The organism is Sphingomonas sp. (assembly GCF_019746665.1).
Classification (GTDB): Bacteria; Pseudomonadota; Alphaproteobacteria; order Sphingomonadales; family Sphingomonadaceae; genus Sphingomonas.
On sequence record NZ_JAIERS010000019.1, the window covers coordinates 25284 to 40539 of the forward strand.

The 15256-nt window shown below is 69.4% G+C and carries 11 protein-coding genes; 8 read left to right on the top strand and 3 right to left on the bottom strand.

The features are described 5' to 3' along the window. Positions 1-80: 80 nt before the first annotated feature. Positions 81-2120 carry an ATP-binding protein gene (locus K2X73_RS12185; RefSeq protein WP_294111242.1) on the top strand — a complete coding sequence of 680 codons (2040 nt, stop codon included), beginning with the start codon at positions 81-83 and terminating at the stop codon, positions 2118-2120. Between the two features lie 90 nt (positions 2121-2210). On the opposite strand, the gene K2X73_RS12190 is transcribed toward K2X73_RS12185, so the two are convergent. Beyond that, the gene (locus K2X73_RS12190; protein WP_294111243.1) at positions 2211-3134 is read right to left on the bottom strand and encodes a LysR family transcriptional regulator; all 924 of its coding nucleotides are present in this window, start codon (positions 3132-3134) and stop codon (positions 2211-2213) included. A 111-nt stretch (positions 3135-3245) separates the two neighbouring features. Between K2X73_RS12190 and K2X73_RS12195 the strand changes: the two genes are divergently transcribed. The 4 genes from K2X73_RS12195 (at position 3246) to K2X73_RS12210 (ending at position 9307) form a co-directional block, all read left to right on the top strand. After that, on the top strand, positions 3246-3641 hold the full coding sequence (locus K2X73_RS12195) for a hypothetical protein (RefSeq protein ID WP_294111245.1): 396 nt from the start codon (positions 3246-3248) through the stop codon (positions 3639-3641). After that, the gene (locus tag K2X73_RS12200; protein WP_294111246.1) at positions 3641-4663 is read left to right on the top strand and encodes an alcohol dehydrogenase catalytic domain-containing protein; all 1023 of its coding nucleotides are present in this window, start codon (positions 3641-3643) and stop codon (positions 4661-4663) included. The genes K2X73_RS12195 and K2X73_RS12200 overlap by 1 nt, the downstream gene beginning before the upstream one ends. Before the next feature lie 205 nt (positions 4664-4868). Beyond that, positions 4869-5822 (top strand): YeeE/YedE thiosulfate transporter family protein, encoded by a 954-nt coding sequence (locus K2X73_RS12205; RefSeq protein WP_294111247.1) that lies wholly within the window; start codon positions 4869-4871, stop codon positions 5820-5822. A 461-nt stretch (positions 5823-6283) separates the two neighbouring features. Beyond that, positions 6284-9307 (top strand): DUF2339 domain-containing protein, encoded by a 3024-nt coding sequence (locus K2X73_RS12210; protein ID WP_294111249.1) that lies wholly within the window; start codon positions 6284-6286, stop codon positions 9305-9307. Positions 9308-9430: 123 nt separating this feature from the next. Here the strand turns inward: K2X73_RS12210 and K2X73_RS12215 are convergent, their stop codons facing one another. Continuing rightward, complete coding sequence (locus K2X73_RS12215; RefSeq protein ID WP_294111250.1) at positions 9431-10378, bottom strand: LysR family transcriptional regulator; 948 nt, start codon at positions 10376-10378, stop codon at positions 9431-9433. 107 nt (positions 10379-10485) lie between these two features. On the opposite strand from K2X73_RS12215, the gene K2X73_RS12220 reads away from it, so the two are divergent. The 3 genes from K2X73_RS12220 (at position 10486) to K2X73_RS12230 (ending at position 13867) form a co-directional block, all read left to right on the top strand. Beyond that, positions 10486-11103 carry an NAD(P)H-dependent oxidoreductase gene (locus K2X73_RS12220; protein ID WP_294111251.1) on the top strand — a complete coding sequence of 206 codons (618 nt, stop codon included), beginning with the start codon at positions 10486-10488 and terminating at the stop codon, positions 11101-11103. 24 nt (positions 11104-11127) lie between these two features. Beyond that, positions 11128-11919 carry an SDR family oxidoreductase gene (locus K2X73_RS12225; protein WP_294111252.1) on the top strand — a complete coding sequence of 264 codons (792 nt, stop codon included), beginning with the start codon at positions 11128-11130 and terminating at the stop codon, positions 11917-11919. A 100-nt stretch (positions 11920-12019) separates the two neighbouring features. Beyond that, positions 12020-13867 carry an ABC-F family ATP-binding cassette domain-containing protein gene (locus K2X73_RS12230; RefSeq protein WP_294111254.1) on the top strand — a complete coding sequence of 616 codons (1848 nt, stop codon included), beginning with the start codon at positions 12020-12022 and terminating at the stop codon, positions 13865-13867. Between the two features lie 22 nt (positions 13868-13889). On the opposite strand, the gene K2X73_RS12235 is transcribed toward K2X73_RS12230, so the two are convergent. After that, the gene (locus K2X73_RS12235) at positions 13890-15191 is read right to left on the bottom strand and encodes an Hsp70 family protein (RefSeq protein ID WP_294111255.1); all 1302 of its coding nucleotides are present in this window, start codon (positions 15189-15191) and stop codon (positions 13890-13892) included. Positions 15192-15256: the final 65 nt, after the last annotated feature.

Here is a 15256-nt window from a genome sequence, read left to right on the forward strand (position 1 = left end):
CGTGCCCGCCGGTTTCCAGCCCTTCTCGTAAGCGTCCCACGGCGCTGCGGCAGGGCGGGACCACCCGCGGCCGCGCTTCGATGATCGACAACACTCGAAACAGCCGGGACGGCGCGCTGACGCGCCTCGCCCGCGACCAGTGGGACCATATGAACGAACATCAGATCGTCCGGCGCCTGTTGCGTCGGATCGGCCACGGCACGCCGGCGTCCGCGCCGATTGCCGAGGCCATCACCGAGTGGGCGCAACCCCATGCCGACTGGCTACTCGCCGACGCGCCGGTGCGCCACTTCAAGGGGCTTTGCTGGGAAAGCCTGCTCGCCGGCGTCGCCCAGGCGCGGCCGCTCGGCGAGGTGCGCCCGCATGTGCTGTACCTTGCCGACGAACTCGCCCGCCTGCTTGGTCTGGGGCCGGTCGACACCGCGTTGCTCGAACTCATGATCGCATGTGACCGCCTCCATCGCGTCGCCGCGCTGGTCGACATCGCCGCGCGGCACAGGCGCGACCTGCCGGCGCTGCTCGGCACGCTCGCCGGGGCCGAGCCGCACGACGCCGGGCGCGTCGTCCGGCAGAGTGTGGTGTTGCGGCTGGGACTGATCGGCTTCGTCGCCAATCGCCAAGGATTCGTCGAGGTCGACATTGGCTGGCGGCTCGAAAAGCTGCTCGATCAAGCGCCCGCCTCGGCCGTCGCGATGATCGACGCGCTGGTCGGTGCCCGCCAGCGCGCCGCGCTGAGCCTCGACGATTTCGCCCATGTTCCCGAGGCCGGATTTCTGGTCCGGCTCCTCGCGGGCTCGCTCCGCGAGCGTGCGCCCGGTATCAACATCCTCATGCACGGGCCGCCTGGCACCGGCAAGACCGAGCTTGCCCGAACGCTCGCCGCCGCCGCTGGCGCGGTCCTGCGCGGCGTTGGCGAGGCGGATGACGATGGCGAAGAGCCCGAACGCTACGAACGGGTAAGCGCGCTGCGGCTAGCCCAGCGGCTGATCGGTGGCCGGGGTGGCACGGTGCTGCTGTTCGACGAGATGGAAGACCTGATCGGCGACAGCGAGCGGTCGTCGGGAGACTGGTTCTCGCGGCGCAAGGGTAGCAAGGTGTTCGTCAACCGGACGCTGGAGACCAATACGGCGCCCGTGATCTGGACGACCAACGCGATCGGCAACATCGACAACGCGATCCTGCGGCGGATGAGCTACATCCTAAAGCTCGATCTGCCGCCACGGCGGGTGGCGCTGCGCATGTTCGATCGCATCTCCCGCGAAGAGGGTGTCGAGCGCGGCGCGCAGTTCGATCGCTTGATCGAAAACGCACCCGAAACCGCGACGGTACTGCGGGTCGCCGTGCGCGCGGCGAAGCTGGCGGACGAACCCGACGGCGGGGCGGCGGTCGCTGGAACGCTGGTCCGGGCCTTACGCGGCGGCGAGGTGGCCCTCGACGGACCCGATCTGCTCGACCTCGATCTGTTCGAAAGCGATCGGGCGATCGCGCCTTTGTTCGACGCGATCCGTACCAGCGGGGCAACCGATGTCTCGCTGTTGCTGAGCGGCCCGCCGGGCACCGGCAAGACCGCGCTCGCGCATCACCTCGCCCGCGCGCTCGATCGGCCGCTGATCGTCAAGCGCGCCTCGGACCTGCTATCGAAGTGGGTCGGCGAAACCGAAGCGCAGATCGCCGGGGCCTTTGCCGAGGCGCGACGCCGCGAAGGCGTGCTGCTGTTCGACGAGGCGGACTCGCTGCTCTTCGACCGCACCCGCGCGCAGAACTGCTGGGAAGTGGGACAGGTCAACGAACTCCTCACCTGGCTTGACCGCCATCCCTATCCGGTCGTCGCCGCGACCAACCATCCCGGCGCGCTCGACCCCGCGACGCTGCGGCGCTTCGTCTTCAAGCTCGATCTGCGCCCGCTGGGGCCGGAGCGTGCGGCGCGTGCTTTCAGCCGCTTTTTCGGTATGGCGGCGCCGGCTGGCCTGGAAAGGCTGGCCAATCTCACGCCAGGGGATTTCGCGGTGGTGGCCCGCCAATCACGGCATCTGCCCACCGCCGATCCGCGCGCCATCTTGGCGAGACTGGAACAGGAGAGCGAGGCAAAGCCTGGCACGGTTGGGCGGCTGGGTTTCTGAGCCGACGCCCGACGCGGGACAGATTGTCCGCCCGCCGCGCGGATCGAAGGGGAATGCGCGTGAGGTGGCTCAAGGTTGAAGGCCGGAAATTCAGGCGGATGGCTGGCTAGCGCGAAAACCACCCCGTTTGGTCGCGCCGCCACGCCATGGCGCATCGCCGCGCCGCGCGGCACTGGCGAAGGCCTGGGAGATCCAAGCCTGCACCTTGCGCATGTCGGGCTCGCGGCGCAGGTCGGCGCGGATCACGATCCAGGGGGTGCGCGGCGCGAGGGTGATGCCGGCGGAGACCTCGCACAATCCGCTCGGCACCGCGAAGATCGCCGGCAATATCGCGATCCCGACACCGGCGACCGCCATGTTGAGCAATGCCCGGGTACTGTTGGTGCGACAGGCGACCGCCCCCAGCAGCCGCGGCCCCAGCCAGCCCAGTTCAGGGAGCCGCCCATAGCTTTCGTCATAGACCAGCAAACGCTCCTCGGTGAGGACCAGCCGGTCCGCCGCGCGCCCGGCGAGATAGGCGGGGCTGCAATATAGCCCCAGGCGCAGCGGCTTGAGCTTCTTCGCGATCAGGCTGGCACCCTGCGGCTGGCTCATGCGGATCGCGATATCCGCCTCGCGCCCGGCAAGACTGACCACCGCCGCCTCCGCGCGCAAGTCAAGCCGGATTTCGGGAGCGAGCTGCGGGATGGCGGGCGCGAGCACGTCGCTGATCACCGCCTCGGTCGCGGTCACCACGATTTCGCGGCGACGGTCATGGCGCAGGCTTTCGGCGGCGCGCGCCAGGCGATCGGCCTCGTCGAGCAAGGGGGTCGCCAGCGCGACGATCCGCCGGCCATGTTCGGTCGCCTGCGCGCCACTGCGGCCGCGATCGACCAGCGTGAGCTTGAGCGTCGCCTCGATCGCATCGAGCCGGCGGGCGATCGTCGATACCGCCACGCCGCGCTTGCGCGCGACCGCGGTGAGCGAACCGGCCGCGATCACATCGCGCAGGCACAGCAGATCATCCGTGTCCATCGCCCGATGGCTATTGATCGTTGCGAGAAACGCAAGGCTGGTTTGCGCTGATCCCGACTATCGCCGGGCTGCGCGTTTGCCAGAATGAGCCGTGCAACCAAGGAGCTTACCATGATCTTTCGCTTGTCGAGCGCCGCGTTGTTCGTCGCCGCCCTTCCCGCCGCCGCCCCCGCGCAAACCCCGGCCGAGCCACCCGTGACCGTGGTGGTCTCGATCCCGCTGCCCGCCGGCGCGTCGCGTCCGCAGATCGAAGCCGCCATCCGCAAGGCGGTGCCCGACTATCGCAAGGTGCCCGGCCTGCTGCGCAAATATTTCACGATCGGCAGCAGCGACTTCGGCGGCGTCTATCTGTTCACCACCCGCGCCGCCGCGCAGAGCTGGTTCGGCGAGGCGTGGAAAGCGCGGATCGCGGCCACCTATCACGCGACCGCGACGATCACTTATTATGATGTGCCGGTCGTGCTCGACAATGCGCCGGTTCCGGCGGCGGCGCAGGCGCAGCCTTGATGCGGCAGCTGACCTTCGTGCGCCCCGGCGCGGTCGAATGGCGCGAGGTGCCCGACGCGGTGGTGCGGAGCGGCATCGAGGCGGTGGTGCGACCGATCGTGCTGGGGCGCTGCGATCTCGATGTCGGCTTCGTGCGCGGGCTCGCCCCGATGCGCGAGGGCGAGCCGATCGGGCATGAGATGATCGGCGAGGTGGTCGATGTCGGCGATCTCGTCCGCTCGGTATCGGTCGGACAGATCGTGATCGTGCCGTCGCAGATCAGCTGCGGCACCTGCCGCAATTGCCGGCGCGGCTTCACCGGGCGGTGCCAGTCGGTGCCGTTCGGGGCCGGCTATGGCATGAACCGCGAGGGCGACTTCGGCTGCGCGGCGGCGGATCTGGTGCGTGTCCCCTTCGCCGACGCGATGCTGGTGCCGCTGCCCCCGGGCGCTGATCCGGTCGCGATGATCGGCGCGGCGGACATGGCGCTCGACGCCTGGCGGTCAGTCGCCCCGCAACTGCGCGAGCGGCCGGGAGCGTCGGTGCTGGTGGTCGGCGGGCTTGCCTCGGTGATCGGCATCTATGCGGCGGCGCTGGCGGTCGCGCTCGGCGCGGGGCACGTCACCTATGTCGATGATGACGACGCCCGCCTGGCGGAGGCGGCGCGCTATGGTGCGACCGTCGTCAAGCGCCCCTGGGAAGCCGATCGCCCGTTCGAGATCGTGGTCGATGCCGATGGCCAGGCGGAGACACTTGTGCAGGCGCTGCGCGCGACCGAGCCCGAGGGCTTGTTCACCAGCGTCAGCATCCATCTGCGTCCGTTGACCGGCGTGCCCCTCGCCGAACTGTATCACAAGGGCATCTCGTTCCGCACCGGCCGCGCCAATGTGCGGACCCAGATCGAGCCGCTGCTCGCGGCGTGCCGCCACGGGCATTTCCAGCCCGATCGCATCGCCACCAAGCTGTTCGATTTCGACGCCGCGCCGGAAGCCTGGCTCGACCCAGCGGTGCGGACCGTGGCACGCAGGAGCGTTGCGCCCTGATCGCCGTCTCACGGACCAAAGGTTCGATACCCGACGCCGCACGACAACCTCCCACCTCGCCGCCAAAGTTCGCACCCGAAACAAAATTGGGCGATCCGCCGAACGATCTGCGCTATCGAGGCCCGTGAGGGGAGCAGATGAGCGTAGTCGAGCGCCGCCGGGGGCAGCGGCATGATGAACGTATTGGGCGGTCGCGGCCGGTGTCATGCTGCTGACCGTCGTTCTGCTCTGCGCTTTCCTGGTCGGCTTGGCGATCGGCGGCACCAGCACCTGTTCCGTCGCCGCCGCCAAGGAAGTGCTGGTCCACCGCCGCGGCACGACGCTGTACGGCTTTGCGATTGCGGTCGGTGCTGCCGGGATCGCGACGCTGTCGCTGCGCTGGTTCCTGGGCGGGTCGATCCACCTGGCCCAGAATGCGCCGATTTCCGCGCCGCTGGTGCTCGGCGCCATGCTGATCGGGATCGGCGCCTTGATCAACGATGCGTGCCTGCTGGGCACGCTGGCGCGGATCGGGCGCGGGGAGCTGCGTTTCCTGGCGCTCCCCGCCGGGCTCGCGCTGGGCTATGCGGTCGTTGAGCGGCGGTATGCGCTGGGTGCCGATCCGACACACGCGCCACCTGCCGCGATGCCGCCGCTGGCGGCGTGGGCGAGCATCCTTGTCTTCCTCCTTCTGCTGGGTTGGGCCTGGCAATGGCATCGCCGGTCCGACCGCGCGAGCCGGCCAGGGGCCTCCTGGCGCCGTATCCTGATGCTGGCGATGGGCGGGTTCGGCGCGCTGCTGTTCGCGCTGGAGCCACATTGGGTCTATGGCGACTCCATTCACGCGATCGTCCGGCGCGGCGGCCGGCTGGACATGGCCGCCGATATGCGCGCGGCGGCGACGGCGCTTGCTTTGCTGGGCGGCGCGCTTGCCGGCGCCGTCGCCGCGCGGGCGTTTGTCTTTCGCCAACCCTCGCTTACCGGCGTGGCGCAGTCGATCGTCGGTGGAGCGATGATGGCAATCGGCGGCACGCTCATTCCCGGCGGCAACGATACGCTGCTGCTCGCCGCTATCCCAGCGGGCAGCGTGGGCGGCATCGTCGCGTATCTGATCATGGTCGTCACGGTGCTGGCCGGATTGTGGCTGGTGCGCCGGCAGCGACATCGCTCGGCACGGTGATGCGCGCTCGACCATTTGATTAACATCATCGGTTCCGATGGGGTAGCGCCGGGCTCGGGCTTCCGCGCGCTGCCCCGTGCCGAACGCCGTCGATCACGTCCCGCGCATGACCGAGGCGTTGCCGGCGCCAGGCTATCCCGTGGATGCCACGGCCCTGATGATGGACGGCAACGCGATACGCTCTTCACTGGCGGTACTTTCGGATTGAGCGTCGCGCCCGCTATTCCCTGGGTTAAACTCGGAGCACGGCCATGAAGAACGCTGGCGCGACGTGATCTGTCGATCATCGCAAAGCTCGATCATGTAACGATGACCGCGGCGGTGGCGTTTTCTTTTGCTTGCCTTGTTGGCGCTATTTCCCGTTAGGTAGGTGCTCTTATCGGCCGGGGTATCGCGATTTACCGAAACTTGAGCAGGGCGAGCGACCATCGACCGGCAGTCGCTCATTTGGGGGTGTTGGCATGACGTCGCTCATCCTGACCTTGGCCATGTTCGGCCTGGTCATCGTCCTGCTCGACTTGCGCAAGCGCCTGGCACTGGCGGAGGAGCGGCTGCGGAAGATAGGTTTCGAGGTGCTGCGGTTGAGCGACCTCGCAGCGGAGCGACCGCCGGCTCCGGCCGAGCCGGTCGATCCTCCGCCAAGCGCCGCCCCAACCCGCTGGCGGGAAGCGCAAGCGCCGCCGCGTGTCTCGCCCTTCGCCCTTCCGACCGAGCGCGAGGCGGTGACGAGCGTGCCGCCGCCCCCCGTCGCGGCCGAGCCGGCGCCGTCCGAGCCAGTCGTGCGCGAGCCGGACGCGCCCGAAACCCAAGCCGAACCCGGCGAACCAGCTGGGGCCGAGCCCGCCCCGGTCCAGACCAGGCGACCCGCGTTCGGCCTTGAGGACCTGTTCGGGCGGCGCCTGCCGATCTGGGTCGGTGGAATCACGCTGATCGTCGCCGCCGTGCTGCTCGTCAAATATACGATCGAGACCGGGCTGGTGACCGAGCCCGTGCGGGTGATGCTCGGGCTGATCTTCGGCGCCGGGCTGATCGCCGGGGCCGAGGCCACCAGGCGCACGCCGGCGCTCGCCGCCGATCCGCGCGTCGCCCAGGCGCTCGCTGGCGCGGGTGTTGGCGGCCTCTATGCCAGCATGCTCGCCGCCGCCAATCTCTATGCGCTGATCGCGCCCGAGCTGGCCTTTATCGGCTTGAGCGCGGTGACCGGGCTGGCGCTTGTATTGGCATTGCGCTTCGGCGCGCCCACCGCGGTGCTGGCGCTGGTCGGGGGGCTCGCGACGCCCGCGCTGGTGCGCTCGGACGCGCCCAATCTGCCGCTATTGTCCGGCTATCTGGGGGTGGTGATCGGCAGCCTCAGCCTGGTCTCCCGACGGCAGCGCTGGTTCTGGCTGGGCGTCGCCGGGCTCGTCGGCGGCGGCGGCTGGATCCTGTTCGTGATCGCTTTCTTCCCGCTCGACGGCAGCGCGGTGCTGACCCTTGGCTTGCTCGCCTTGCTGCTCGGCTTCGTCCTGCCGGTCAATCTCATGCCCGAGCGCCGCGCGCCGCTCCAGGCAGGAGCAGCGCTGTTCGCCGCGCTCCAGATCGCGCTGATTGTCGTCCAAGGGGGCTTCGCGCCGCTTAGCTGGGGGCTGTACGCGACGCTCGCGCTCGCGCTGCTGTGGTTGACGGGACGCGCGCCGCCGCTGCGCCCGCTGCTGGCGCTGCCGCCTACGACGAGCTTCGCGCTGGTGGCGCTGTGGCCGATGCCGCCGCCGGGGTTGCTCGCGGCGGTACTGACCGGGACGGTACTGGTCAGCGCGGCGCCCGCGCTCGTCCGCGTCGCGCGCCGGCGCGGCGATTGGCTCGACACCGGGCTGCTTGCGAGCGTCGGCCTCGCCAGCCTGGTGCTATGGCTCCTGCGCGGGGCGCATCCCGTGCCGCTCCCCGACGTGGGGCTGAGCGCGCTGGCGCTCGCTTGCGCGCTGCCCTCGGCGCTCGGCGTGATGCTCTGTTGGCGCGACCCAAGCCGCGCGGGCGATGCGCGTTTCGCGGTGCTGCTCGCTCCTAGCGCGCTGCTGGTGCTGGCGGCGGCTCTGCTGGGCCTGCCCTTCTGGCTCACCCCGGTCGCCGCCGCGTTCGTCGCCGCCGCGCTGCTCGCGGGCTGGCGAACCGACGACGCGCCGCTCGTCGCGCTCGTCGTCCGCGTGAGCTTTGGCGCAGCGGTGGTATTGCTGGCGATGAGCGGCTTCACACGGGGCGAACTCACGCGGTTGATCATGGCCGCGCCCGGCGGTCCGCTTGGCGCCGCGCTGCTGCGCTGGGGCGCGGTGACCGCGATCGCCGTCGCGCTCACCCGGCGCGAGCGGCTCGACCGCGCGCGCCAGACCGTCGAGGGGCATGGCGTACGACCGCTGCCCGACCCGAGCTATGAGCTTACCGCCGCGGTGCTCGGCTATGGCCTGATCGCGCAATTCGTGCCGGCGATGTGGTTGCCGATCAGCGCCGCGCTCGGCGTGCTGGCGCTGACCGAGATCGGCGAACGCGGGCATATCGGTCCGGCGCACCACGCAAGGGGTACACTCGCGCTGGTCGTGCTCGGCTGGGCGGCGGCGCCGCTCGCGCTGTGGATCGGGGCCGCGCTGCGCTCGCTTGCCGGAATGCCGATGCTGGTGACGTCGGTCCCAACGTTCGATCCGATCCTGCGTCGGTTGCTCTTGCCCGTCCTGATCCTTGCCGCTTCGCTCTGGCGCGGCCGAAAGGCGCTGCCGCGGCTGCCGCGCGCCTGGGCGACAGGACTGTTCGCCCTGCTCGCGCTGATCACTGCGCACAGCCTTTACAAGCACCTGTTCGCGCTGAGCGGTGGCGATATGTTCACCGCCTGGGGCCTGGCCGAGCGGACCCTGTGGGAACTGCTGCTCGTCACGATTGGCGCCGCGTTGGCACGCTCAAACGGAGGGCGGTGGCCGGCGCTCGCGCTGCTTGCCCTCGCGGGCGGGCATTGGACGGTCTATAGCCTTGCGCTCCACAACCCCTTCTGGGCGAGCCAGGCGGTGGGCGCGCTGCCGGTCGCCAATCTGCTGTTGCCAAGCCTCGCCGTGCCCGCGCTCGCCGTCTGGGCAGCGCGGCGCATCGACCCCAAGCTCGGCGGCCTCCCCGACACGCCGGTGCAACTGGGGGCGATGGCGCTGATCCTGCTCTTCGCCTACGCGACGTTGCGGCAGCTGTTCACCGGCAGCCTGCTCAACCTGCCGACGATCGCGCCGACCGAGAACCTGCTGCGCTCGGTGCTCGCGATCGTCTTGGCGCTCGGCTATTTGTTGTGGGGCATCCGGCGCGAGCTGCGGATTTGGCGGCTCGCATCGCTGGTACTGATGGTCCTGGCGGTCGCGAAGGTGTTTTTGGTCGATGCGGCGGGGCTTGATGGCCTGCTGCGGATCGCGAGCTTCATGGGGCTCGGCTTCAGTCTGATCGGCATCGGTTGGCTTTACAGCCGCACGCTGCGCGGGTGACGCGGTGCCCGCCTTGGCCCCGGCCATAGCTAGACAAGGTCGTTTGGCCGGACCTCGCTGATGCCGCCACGCTGCACCCGGTCAGAAAGGCTGGGACCACGTTCGCGGGGGAGGACAGCGCGATTATGATGCGCCTGGCGCGCTCGGCCCGACGATGCCGCGCCCGGACGGGGCGGTGTCCGCCGCGAGCATCTCACGCAGGAAGTCGATGGTGACGCGGACTTTGCTCGGCAGGAAGTTTCGGCTCGGGTAGATCGCCCAGGCGCTGGTATCGAAATCGGTCGCGGTGACGCGGACGCCCGGGAAACAATCGACCAGGCGTCCGTCGGCAAGATCGCGCGCGATCGTCCAATCGGCGAGCAGCGCCGGGCCGAGGCCGGCGATGGCGGCGTCGCGCAGGCCGAGCGCGTTGGACATCAAGATCGGGCCATGGACCGAGACCGTGGCGACATCGCCGCGAGCATCGCGGAACAGCCAACGGTCACGATAGCCCGGCAGCGTGAAGCGCAGCACGGGATGATCGCGAAGCGCCGCGGGGGTCTCCAGCGGATGCGCGGCCAGCCAATCCGGGCTGGCGACGACGTGGTAGCGGGTATCCGCGAGCTTGGTCACCACGACATTGGCATCGACACCGGGGGCGAGGCGAATGGCCAGGTCGATCCCGTCGCGCACCAGATCGACTTGCGCGTCGCTCATCAGCAGCTCGATCGTCAGCGCCGGGAAGCGCGCCTGGAATTGCCCTAGCAACGGCACGATCCGCGCCAGCCCGTAGGCGACCGAAACCGAAAGCCGCAGCGTACCAACGGGTCCGCGCCCGATAGCGCGCGCCTCCGCCGCCGCTTCGTCGAGCTGCGCGACGATCGGCGCGACCCGGGCGAGGTAGAGCGTGCCCGCCTCGGTCAGCGTGAGCTTGCGCGTGGTGCGCTGGAACAGTCGTTCGCCAAGCTCCGCCTCGATCGCGGCGATGACGCGCGAGATCGACGATGGCTCGACCCGCCGGCCGCGCGCCACCGCCGAAAAGCTGCCGCTGTGCGCGACGTCGACAAAGACCCTGAGCGCTTCGGTGTCCACCGCCCCACCTTTGCAAGATGAGCAAAGGTCTAATGCAGATGGCCAGGTTTATCAAGTTCTGGAAGGAGAATAGCCGAGGCGAGACCTTCACTACCAAGGACGACCTCATGACAACCCTGCTCCGCATCGATGCCAGTGCCCGCGTGGAAGATTCATATTCACGCCAGCTTGGCGACAGTTTTGAAGCGTCGTGGCGTACGCGCCATCCCTCGGGCGCCGTCGTTCGGCGCGATCTCGCGCGCGCGCCGATCCCGCAAATCACCAGCGAGACCATCGCCGGCTTCTACACGCCCGCCGAGGCGATGACCGATGCGCTGCGCGACGCGACCTCGCTCTCCGATGCGCTGATCGGCGAGCTCCAGGCCGCGAACGCGCTGCTGGTCACCACGCCGATGTACAATTTCGGTATCCCCGCCGCGCTCAAGGCCTGGGTCGACCAGATCGTGCGGATCGGACGAACCTTCAGCTATGACGGGGCGAACTTCACCGGGCTCGTCACCGGCAAGCCGGTCACGATCGCCATCGCTTATGGCGCGGGCGGTTACGGCGAAGGCGGACCGCTCGCCGCCCTCGATCTGGTGCGACCCTATCTCGCGACCCTCTTCGGCTTTCTCGGCTTCACGGAGATTCGCTTGATGGGGGTCGAGGCAACCACGGGCGATCCGCATACGCTCGAGACAGCGCTCGACGCCGCACGCACCGCCATCGCCGCGCTCGCCGTCTAAGCCGCTCATTCAAGGAACCGAGCCATGAACGATATCGATCTTGCCGGGAAGGTCGCCCTTGTCACCGGCGCTAATCGCGGCATCGGCGCCGCGATCGCCCGCCGCCTCGCGGAAGCCGGTGCCCATGTCGTGGTCAGCGCCCGAAACCAGGCTGGCGCCCGCGCGGTGGCCGAGGCGATCAGGGCCGCCGGCGGTCTCGCCGATGCGGTCGCTTGCGATGTCACCCGCTATGGCGACGTGGTCGCGGCGATCAATGCCGGCGTCGAGCGCCGGGGCCGTCTCGACATCATGGTCGCCAATGCGGGCGCGATCGAGCCGATCGCCCGGATCGCCGACAGCGATCCGGGCGCTTGGGGAGCGGTCGTCGACGTCAATCTGAAAGGCGTCTATCACTGCGTTCGCGCCGCATTGGCCCTCATGCTCGGCAATGGCGGCGGCACCATCGTCGCGATGAACTCGGGCGCCGCCAACGCGCCGATGGAAGGCTGGAGCCATTATTGCGCGAGCAAGGCCGCCGTGCAGATGCTCACCCGCCAGCTCCACAAGGAATATGGCGAACACGGCGTCCGCTCGCTTGGGCTATCGCCGGGTCCGGTGGCCGGCGAGATGCAGGCTGCGATCCGTGCCTCCGGCATCAATCCGGTCAGCCAGCTCGCCGATAGCGCCTATATCCCCGCCGAATGGGCCGCCGAAGCCGTCGCCTGGCTGTGCACCCCAGCGGCCGACCCGTTCCTCGGCACCGATTTCTCGATCAAGACCGAGGAAGGGCGCAGGCTGTTGGGCCTGGCGACGGCGGACCAGCGCGAAGCGGTATAGCCGCGGTCGGCATCGCCCGCCTTTCAATCCCTGATGGCGGACAAGGCGGTGCCGACGGCGCTTGGGCGAAGCGTGGCGGGCTGCTAGGGCGGCGCCCGCGATGCTCAATCTCAACGCCATTATCGTCCGGCTCGGTGGCCGCACCATCATCGACGGCGCGAGCGCCGCGCTGCCGCCGCGCAGCCGCGTGGGGCTGATCGGCCGCAACGGCGCCGGCAAGACGACGCTCGTGCGCGTGATCGCCGGCGACCTGGAGCCGGACAGCGGCGCGGTGGAAATGCCGCGCGGCCACCGGCTGGGGTTGGTGGCGCAGGAGGCGCCGGCGGGAAGCGCGACGCCGCTCGAAACCGTGCTCGCCGCCGATACCGAGCGCGCCGCGTTGCTCACCGAGGCGGAAACCGCGCAAGACCCCGATCGGCTCGGCGAAATCTGGGACCGGCTGGAGACGATCGACGCCCACGCCGCCCCGGCCCGCGCAGCTAAGATCCTGGTCGGACTGGGGTTCGACGAAGCCGCGCAGAACCAGCCGCTCGACAGTTTTTCGGGCGGCTGGCGGATGCGCGTCGCGCTCGCCGCGTTGCTCTTTTCGCGCCCCGATGTGCTGCTGCTCGACGAGCCATCGAACCACCTCGATCTGGAGGCGGTGATGTGGCTGGAGGATTTCCTGCGCGATTACCCCGCGACGATCCTGATCGTCAGCCACGAGCGCGATTTCCTCAACAACGTCGTCGATCACATTCTGCATCTCGAACGCGGCAAGCTGACGCTCTACCCCGGTACCTATGATGCGTTCGAGCGATTGCGCGCCGAGCGCCAGGCGCAACTGGCGTCGGCCCGCGCGCGCCAGCAGGCCGAGCGCGCCAAGCTGCAGGACTATATCGCCCGCAACAGCGCGCGCGCCTCCACCGCCAAGCAGGCGCAGTCGCGCGTCAAGGCGCTCGCGCGGATGCAGCCGATCGCCGAGCTGATCGACGATCCCAGCCTGTCGTTCGACTTCCCCAGCCCCGACGCGTTGCGCCCGCCGCTGATCACGCTCGATCTGGCCGAGGTTGGCTATGGCGAAACCCCGGTGCTGCGCCGGCTCGACCTGCGGATCGACCCCGATGACCGGGTCGCGCTGCTGGGGCGCAACGGCAATGGCAAGACGACGCTCGCGCGGCTGCTGGCGGCGCAGCTGAAGCCGATGGCGGGGAGCATGAACGCCTCCTCGCGGATGAAGGTTGGCTATTTCACCCAGTATCAGGTCGAGGAACTGGATCGCGCCGATACCCCGCTCGAACATATGACACGGGCGATGCAGGGCGCGACGCCGGCCGCCGTGCGCGCGCAGCTCGGCCGCTTCGGCTTCACCGGCCCCAAGGCGACGACCGAGGTCGGCAAGCTTTCAGGCGGCGAGCGCGCGCGGCTGGCGCTGGCGCTGATCACCCGCGACGCGCCGCACCTGCTGATCCTCGACGAGCCGACCAACCACCTCGACGTCGATTCGCGCGAGGCGCTGATCCAGGCGCTCAATGGCTATGACGGGGCGATGCTGATCGTCAGCCACGATCGCCACATGCTGGAGATGACCGCGGATCGGCTGGTGCTCGTCGATGGCGGCACCGCGCGCGAGTTCGATGGGTCGATCGACGATTATGTGCGCTTCATCCTCGCCGGCGACACCGGCAGGGAGAGGCCGCGGGGCGGGGCCAAGGGGGCCGCGCGGCCACGCGGCGCGACGCGGGACGAGGCCAAGGCGCTGCGCGGCCGGCTCCGGGCCGCCGAGGCCGAGCTCGCCCGGCTCACCGCCGAGCGCGATGCGATCGACCAAGCGCTCGCCCGGGTCCACGCCGGCGCGAACCCCGCCGAGCAGCTTCGCCGCCGCGCCGCGATCGAGGCCGCCATCGCCAGTACCGAGGCCGCCTGGCTGGCGGATGGCGATCGGCTCGAAGCGCTCGAGGCGGGGTGAGACCGCGCCGCGCGACGGCTGATCAGGGAACGCTCCACGCCGCGAGATTGGGCTCGTTGCCGATCTGCGCGAGACCATAGGCGATCGAGGTGAGCTCATCGCCGCTGGCGATGCGCTCCGCCCCGAAGCGCCGCGCGAAGCGATCCCGGATCGCGGGGATGAGCGAAGACCCACCGGTCAGGAAAACGCGGTCGATCGCGGCGGCGTCTAGCTTGGCTCTGGACAGCGCGAGCGCCATCGCCGCTTCGATCCGGTCAAGGTCCTCGGCGATCCACCCCTCGAACTGCCGCCGGCTGACAGGGACCGCGATCTCCACCCCGCCGCCCGAAAAGGTGAACTCCGCCGCCTCGGCGATCGACAGCGCACGTTTCACCCGGCCGACGGCTTCGTAGAGCGGCAGGCCCTGTTCGTGCTCGATCAGCGCGATCATCCGCCCGATCGGCGCGGGATCGATCGCGTCGCGCTGGAGCTTGCGCAATTCATCGAGCGTGCGGCGATTGCGCATCAGCGCCAGCCGGGACCAATCGGCGAAGTCGCTGAAATAGCCGCCGGGAATCTCGAGGATCTTGTCGAACGAGCGGTAGCGACCTCCTTTTCCGAGCAGCGGCAGCACGAGGTGATCGATGATCCGCTTGTCGAACCGGTCGCCGGCGATGCCCACGCCCGCCGATGCGAGCGGCTGGCACCGCGTCGCGCCGCCGGGTCCGCTGACCCGCACCACCGAGAAATCGGTCGTGCCGCCGCCAAAGTCGGCGACGAGCAGCGTCGCGGGCCGATCGAGCCGCGCGGCAAAGCCGAACGCCGCGCCGAGTGGTTCATAGACATAATGGATTTCGCTGCCCCAGGCCGCCAGCATCAGATCGTAGCGCCGCCGCGCCAGCGCCGGATCGGGGCGCGCCCCGGCGAACTCCACCGGCCGGCCAACGACGATGCGCGGCGGTAACGACCGCAACGGCGCACCGGCATGAGCCCTGAGTTTTTGCAGAAATAGCTGTCCCAGATCCTCGAAGCGAAAGCGCCGGCCGAAGATTTGGGCATGTTCGAACAGCGGACTGGCCGCGACCGTCTTGAACGATTGGAGGAACCGGCTGTCGAGCGGCGATTGCAGATATTCGGCGATCGCCCAGGGGCCAGCCTCGCTGGCAATCCCGTGCAGCCCTCTTTCCTCTTCCCAGAAGCATAAGGCGGAGCGAAAAATCTGGCTGCTCGCCATCTCCCCCGGAAACGGGACGAGGCGCGCGTCACCGGCGCCATCGCTGAGCGCGATCACGGTGTTCGTCGTGCCGAAATCGAGGCCGAGCGCGGTGGGCGCCTCGCCAGTCACGATAGCGTGCCTTTCCGAACAAGCGACGGTCATTCGCGGGGGTCGCGCCTATTGCACGGGGTGCG